Source organism: Dietzia sp. DQ11-44 (genome assembly GCF_014145205.1).
GTDB lineage: Bacteria > Actinomycetota > Actinomycetes > Mycobacteriales > Mycobacteriaceae > Dietzia > Dietzia natronolimnaea.
The window spans coordinates 1-5498 of the sequence record NZ_JAALEC010000431.1 but is presented as its reverse complement, the minus strand read 5'-3'; the positions used below and the strand labels follow the sequence as shown (position 1 = coordinate 5498).

The window sequence follows — 5498 nt, the reverse complement described above, 5'->3', positions numbered from 1 at the left end:
TCCCCGCCGATGACGGCGTCGACCGACCCCGGGACGTCCCCGCGCATCAGGAAGTCGACGGACTCCGCGACGGGCTTGACGACCATGCACACGACCCCGATGGGCGGCAGCGGGATGCCCGCCAGGTTGGCCGCCGTGCCGGCCACGGTGCCGACGCCACAGACGGCGCTGGCGACGGAACCGACCGGACCGGAGGTGTAACCGGGCAGCGAACCGGTGACGGAGGCCGGAAGCAGGTCGCCGGCGGAGCCGAGGCCGCCGCCGGTGTCCGCATCGGTGCCCGTTCCGGCGGACCCGGTGAGCGACGACGAGTCGAGGGCGCCCGACGACAGGCCGTCTGCGCTCTGGGCTGCGGCGGCGCCGGTCGAGAAGACGAGAAGTGCGGCGGCCAGCGCACCGGCGCAGGCGATGGATCTGGTCACAGTGATCTCCGAGCATGACGGGGGCGCGAGCCCCACGATGAGTTAAGGATTCTTGAGTCCATCACATATACGTCACGAGCGGGGCGGTGTTACGTCACGACCACCCCGTCGACACGTCACGACCACCACGTCGTCGCGTCACAACCTCCGCCCTGATGCCGTCCGCCCGCCCGGCGCCGGTCCGCACCGTTCGCGGGCGCGATGAGGGAGAGTGGAGCCATGACCGGGATCCCGACCACCCCCGCCGACCATTCGCTGGCAGACGTCATGCCGTCGATCGCCGCCTCGCTGGGCCTTGACCTCCGCAACCCACTGGCTCTCCCGCCCGCGCGGGATGCGGTGCTCGTCCTGGTCGACGGCCTCGGCGCCGAGCTCATCCGGCAGCACGCCGACGTCGCCCCCACCCTCTCGGCGATGACCACGCGGATGATCTCCGCGGGGTTCCCCGCCACCACGGCCACGAGTCTGACCAGCCTGGCGGTGGGAGCGCCGTGTTCCCGCCACGGGATCGTCGGGTACAGCTTCGCGCTCCCGGACGAGGGCGCAGAGACACCTACCGTCTTCAACTCGCTCCGGTGGACCACGGGGTCGGCGGAGGGGCCCTCCGCACTGGACCGGTTCCCTCCCCGTGAGGTGCAGGTGCTGCCGAGTCTGCTCGAACTGCTCACCGAGGAGGGGGTCGACGTCACCTACGTCATGCGCGAGGACTTCCGGGCATCCGGACTCACCCGCGCCGCGTTCCGGGCGGAGGGCGAGTACCGCCCGGCGATCTCACTGCAGGAGATCCGCGAGGCGATACTCGGTGTCGTCGCCGCTCCCTCGACGTCCAGACGGTTCGTCTATTCCTACTTCGGAGACCTCGATCTCATCGGGCACATCCACGGTCCGGGCTCCCCGGAGTGGATCCAGTCGTTGCGCGAGGTGGACGCCTTCGTCGCCGACCTGGCGACGGATCTGCCCCCCGACTGCGGGATGCTCGTCACCGCCGACCACGGCATGGTGGCCGCGGAGACCGTGATCGATATCGATGCCACCCCGTCGCTCCTCGCGGACGTCGAGGCGGTCGTAGGCGAGGCCCGGGTACGGCACGTGCACGCACGGGCCGGGTCGGAGTCGGCGGTGTTGGCCGCCTGGCGCGAGGAGTTGGCGGGGCACGCGCGGGTGCTGAGCCGGGAACAGGCGCTGGACGAGCAGTTGTTCGGGCCGGGCCGGGAACATGCTGACCGTCTGGGTCACGTCGTCGCGGTCGCCACCGGCGGCGTCATCCTCGCCCGCACCCACCACGAGAAGATGGAGTCGGGCCTCCTCGGTCATCACGGGGCCAATACCGCGGCAGAGCAGCACATCCCACTCATCCTGCGGTGAGCCGTCGGGACGCACCGCATTCTCAGGAGCCGAGCAGGACCGTCGTGAAGTCCTGCTCGTCGGGGTGGTCGAGCATCTCCCCCATCCGCTTCCGGTCGAAGGGCCAGAGATCGATCTCACCGCCGGCGGTCTGGTACCAGGACGTGCACCCGGTGTTCCACACCGTCGGTCCCATCGCCGCACCCACCGCGCGGGAGAACTCGGCGGTCGCCCGCTCGGTCACCTCGACCGCGTCGGGCTCGCCGAGCCGCCATCGCTCGATCCACTGCGCGATGTAACGCGAGGTGAGCTCTGCCGAGAACTGCAGTGGGATCGATCCGGTCGGCGAGTTGGGGCCGAGGACGGTGAAGAGATTGGGGAATCCCGGGATCGCGGTCATCCGGTATGCGCGCGGACCTGCGGCCCAGGCCTCATCGAGACTCAGGCCGTCGCGGCCGGTGATCCGCATGGGCCGCATGTACTCGTGGGTTCGGAAACCCGTGGCCAGCACGATCACGTCGACCTCGTGGTGGACACCGTCGCCGGTACGGATGCCGGTGGGCGTCACCTCGGAGATCGGACCCGTGACCAACTCCGCGTTGGGGGCGGTGATTGCGCGGTAGTAGGTACCCGAGACCACCTGGCGCTTGCACAGTGGTTCGTAGTCCGGGGTCAACGCCTCCCGGAGCCGACGATCGCGGACCTGCCGACGGAGACTCACGCGGGCGTAGGCCTGCACCGCGCGACGCCGCCAGGTCGGCTTGAGGACCACGTCCGCCAGGATCCCCGAGGCCCACAGGGCCGTCGCGTACATCCTCCGCTGCGATCCGGGTGACCGACGGAGCAGGGCGGTGAGCGGTGCGGGCTGCCGCACAGTCATCGGCGCCCACAGGATCCACTGCGGGGATCGGGCGAAGTGCAGAAGCCGTGACGCCTCCGGCTGCAGGGCGGACACGATCTGCACTCCCGTGGAACCGGAGCCGATCACCGCCACCCGGGACCCGCCGGTCTCCAGCCCGGGATCCCAGCGGGCGGTGTGGACGACCGGTCCGGCGAACGAGTCGAGCCCGTCGATATCGGGCACGTACGGGTGATGCAGCACCCCGGTCGCGCACACCACGAAGTCCGCGTGCAGGACCTCCCCCGCTGCCGTCGTCACCGTCCAGGTGGCGGACTCGTCGTCGTACACGGCGTCCGTCACCTCGGTCCCGAGCCGCAGCCAGGCGTTCAGACCGACCCGGTCCACCACGTCCCGGTGGTACCGCTGGATCTCCTCCCCCGATGCCCAGACGTGTGACCAGTCGGCCTTGGGGGCGAACCCGAACTGGTAGAGCTGGGAGGGAACGTCGCAGGTCAGACCCGGATAACGGTTCCAGTGCCACACCCCGCCGACGTCGGTGCCCTTCTCGCAGATCGTCACGTCGGTCAGCCCGGCCCGCATGAACGTGTGCGCGGCGGCTATCCCCGCGACCCCCGCGCCGATGATCACCACGCGGGGTTGGCGGAGATCGGTCACCACTCAGGTCTACCTCCTCGGGCGACCGGATGCGTCGACTCCCGCGGCCTCGTAGCGTCGGTGATATGCGTGAGCGCGCATGACACGACCAGCGAGAGGAGCCTGCCATGAAGGCGGTCACCTGGCACGGCAAGCGCGACGTCCGCGTGGACGAGGTACCCGATCCCAGGATCGAGGATCCCACCGACGCGATCGTCAGGATCACCAGCACGAACATCTGCGGATCCGACCTACACCTGTACGAGGTGCTCGGGCCGTTCATGAACGAGGGCGACATCCTCGGCCACGAGCCGATGGGGATCGTCGAGGAGGTGGGGTCCGGTCTCACCGACCTGAAACCCGGCGACCGCGTGGTGATGCCGTTCCAGATCTCGTGCGGCCACTGCTACATGTGTGACAAGGGCCTCAATACCCAGTGCGAGACCACCCAGGTCCGTGACCAGGGTATGGGCGCGGCACTGTTCGGGTACTCCGAGCTGTACGGCAGCGTCTCGGGCGGTCAGGCCGAGTACCTGAGGGTCCCGCAGGCCCAGAACACCACCATCCAGGTGCCGCACGAGCACACCGACGACCGGTACCTGTACCTGTCCGACGTGCTGCCGACGGCCTGGCAGGCGGTCGAGTACGCGCAGATCCCCGACGGCGGGACGGTCGTCGTCCTGGGGTTGGGACCGATCGGCGACATGGCCGCCCGGATCGCCGCCCACCGCGGGCACCGCGTCATCGGAGTGGACCCGGTCGCGGAGCGCCGGGCCCGGCAGGCGCACCGGGGTGTCGAGGTTCTCGACCCCTCCGAGCTCCCCGGTGAGCTGGGCGACGTGATCCGCGACATGACCGACGGCCGCGGGCCGGACTCCGTGATCGACGCGGTGGGGATGGAGGCACACGGGTCCCCCGTCGCCACGGCGGCCCACGCGGCCGTGGGGATGCTCCCGAAGTTCCTGGGCAAGAAGATGATGGAGCACTCGGGAGTCGACAGGCTCGCCGCGTTCTACTCCGCCATCGACATCGTGCGCCGCGGTGGGACCATCTCGCTGTCCGGCGTGTACGGCGGCGTCGCCGACCCGTTGCCGATGCTGACGATGTTCGACAAGCAGCTCACGCTCAAGATGGGGCAGGCCAACGTCAAGCGCTGGGTGCCGGACATCATGCCGCTGCTCACCGATGCCGACCCGCTGGGCGTGGACGACTTCGCCACGCACCGGCTCCCACTGTCGGACGCCCCCCACGCTTACGAGATCTTCCAGAAGAAGCAGGACGGGGCCGTGAAGATCGTCCTCACGCCGTGAGTCCGGGGACGGGCGGGATGCGGATGGGTAGGTTGCGGATATGACCGAACTGTCCCGACTCCTGCTCGTCCGCCACGGGCAGAGCGTGGGGAACATCGCCGACGACGAGGCCCGGGCCGCCGGGGCGCACCGCCTCGACCTGGACTACCGGGACGCCGACACACCCCTGTCGGATACCGGGTTCACGCAGGCGTCGGCGGTCGGCGCGTGGCTCGCCGACCTGCCGGAGGAGCACCGACCCACGGTGTGGTTGACCTCCCCGTACCGACGCGCGGCGGACACCGCCGCCGCCGCGCTGGAGGCCGCCCGCCTGGACGCCACTCTCCTCACCGACGAGCGGCTGCGCGAGCGTGACCTCGGGATCCTGGACGGATTCACCGGACACGGTATCCGTGACCGCTTCCCGGAGGAGGCGGAGCGGCGCGACCGGATCGGGAAGTTCTACTACCGGCCCCCGGGCGGTGAGAGCTGGACGGACGTGGTCCTCCGCGTGCGTTACCTGCTCACCGACCTGCGCCAGCAGTACGCCGGTGAACGGTTGTGCGTCTTCAGCCACCAGGCGGTGATCATGGGGTTCCGGGTGGCGCTGGAGCAGATGGCCGAGCAGGACATCCTCCACGTGGACCGGGCGGACCCCCTACCCAACTGCTCGGTCACCACGTACCGGCACGGCGGCGCGGCGCTGGAACTCGAGCGGTACGCCGACACCACGGCCGTGGAGCGGGCCGCGGCACCGACGACCCGCGAGGGATCCGCGGCGGACGAGGACGGCCGGTGAACGGCGGTCCGTCGGAGAAGGAGATCGTCCTGACCTCCCACCGTCTGCGGGGCTGGGCTCTTCCCGCGCCGGGCGGCGGCAAGGAGAGCCGGGGCCGGGTGCTCGTGGTGGGAGGCGGTCGCACGACCCCGGGCGGGGTGCTCCTCGCC

General features: G+C 70.2%; 5 protein-coding genes. 3 read left to right on the top strand and 2 right to left on the bottom strand.

Annotation, left to right across the window (positions count from 1 at the left end; translation table 11 throughout):
* Nucleotides 1-422, bottom strand: a 422-nt coding sequence (locus tag G6018_RS11265; RefSeq protein ID WP_182639632.1) for a hypothetical protein, incomplete at its 3' end; no start/stop codon positions are given.
* A gap of 219 nt (nucleotides 423-641) precedes the next feature.
* On the opposite strand from G6018_RS11265, the gene G6018_RS11260 reads away from it, so the two are divergent.
* A complete protein-coding gene (locus tag G6018_RS11260; protein ID WP_182639631.1) occupies nucleotides 642-1787 on the top strand; it encodes a nucleotide pyrophosphatase/phosphodiesterase family protein in 1146 nt (381 codons plus the stop codon).
* A gap of 22 nt (nucleotides 1788-1809) precedes the next feature.
* Here the strand turns inward: G6018_RS11260 and G6018_RS11255 are convergent, their stop codons facing one another.
* Entirely contained in the window at nucleotides 1810-3285 is a 1476-nt protein-coding gene (locus G6018_RS11255; protein WP_182610968.1) for an NAD(P)-binding domain-containing protein, read from the bottom strand.
* 104 nt (nucleotides 3286-3389) lie between these two features.
* On the opposite strand from G6018_RS11255, the gene G6018_RS11250 reads away from it, so the two are divergent.
* Both G6018_RS11250 and G6018_RS11245 read left to right on the top strand, forming a co-directional pair.
* Complete coding sequence (locus tag G6018_RS11250; RefSeq protein ID WP_182610967.1) at nucleotides 3390-4571, top strand: zinc-dependent alcohol dehydrogenase; 1182 nt, start codon at nucleotides 3390-3392, stop codon at nucleotides 4569-4571.
* A 40-nt stretch (nucleotides 4572-4611) separates the two neighbouring features.
* Nucleotides 4612-5349 carry a histidine phosphatase family protein gene (locus G6018_RS11245; RefSeq protein WP_179525098.1) on the top strand — a complete coding sequence of 246 codons (738 nt, stop codon included), beginning with the start codon at nucleotides 4612-4614 and terminating at the stop codon, nucleotides 5347-5349.
* Nucleotides 5350-5498 lie beyond the last annotated feature (149 nt).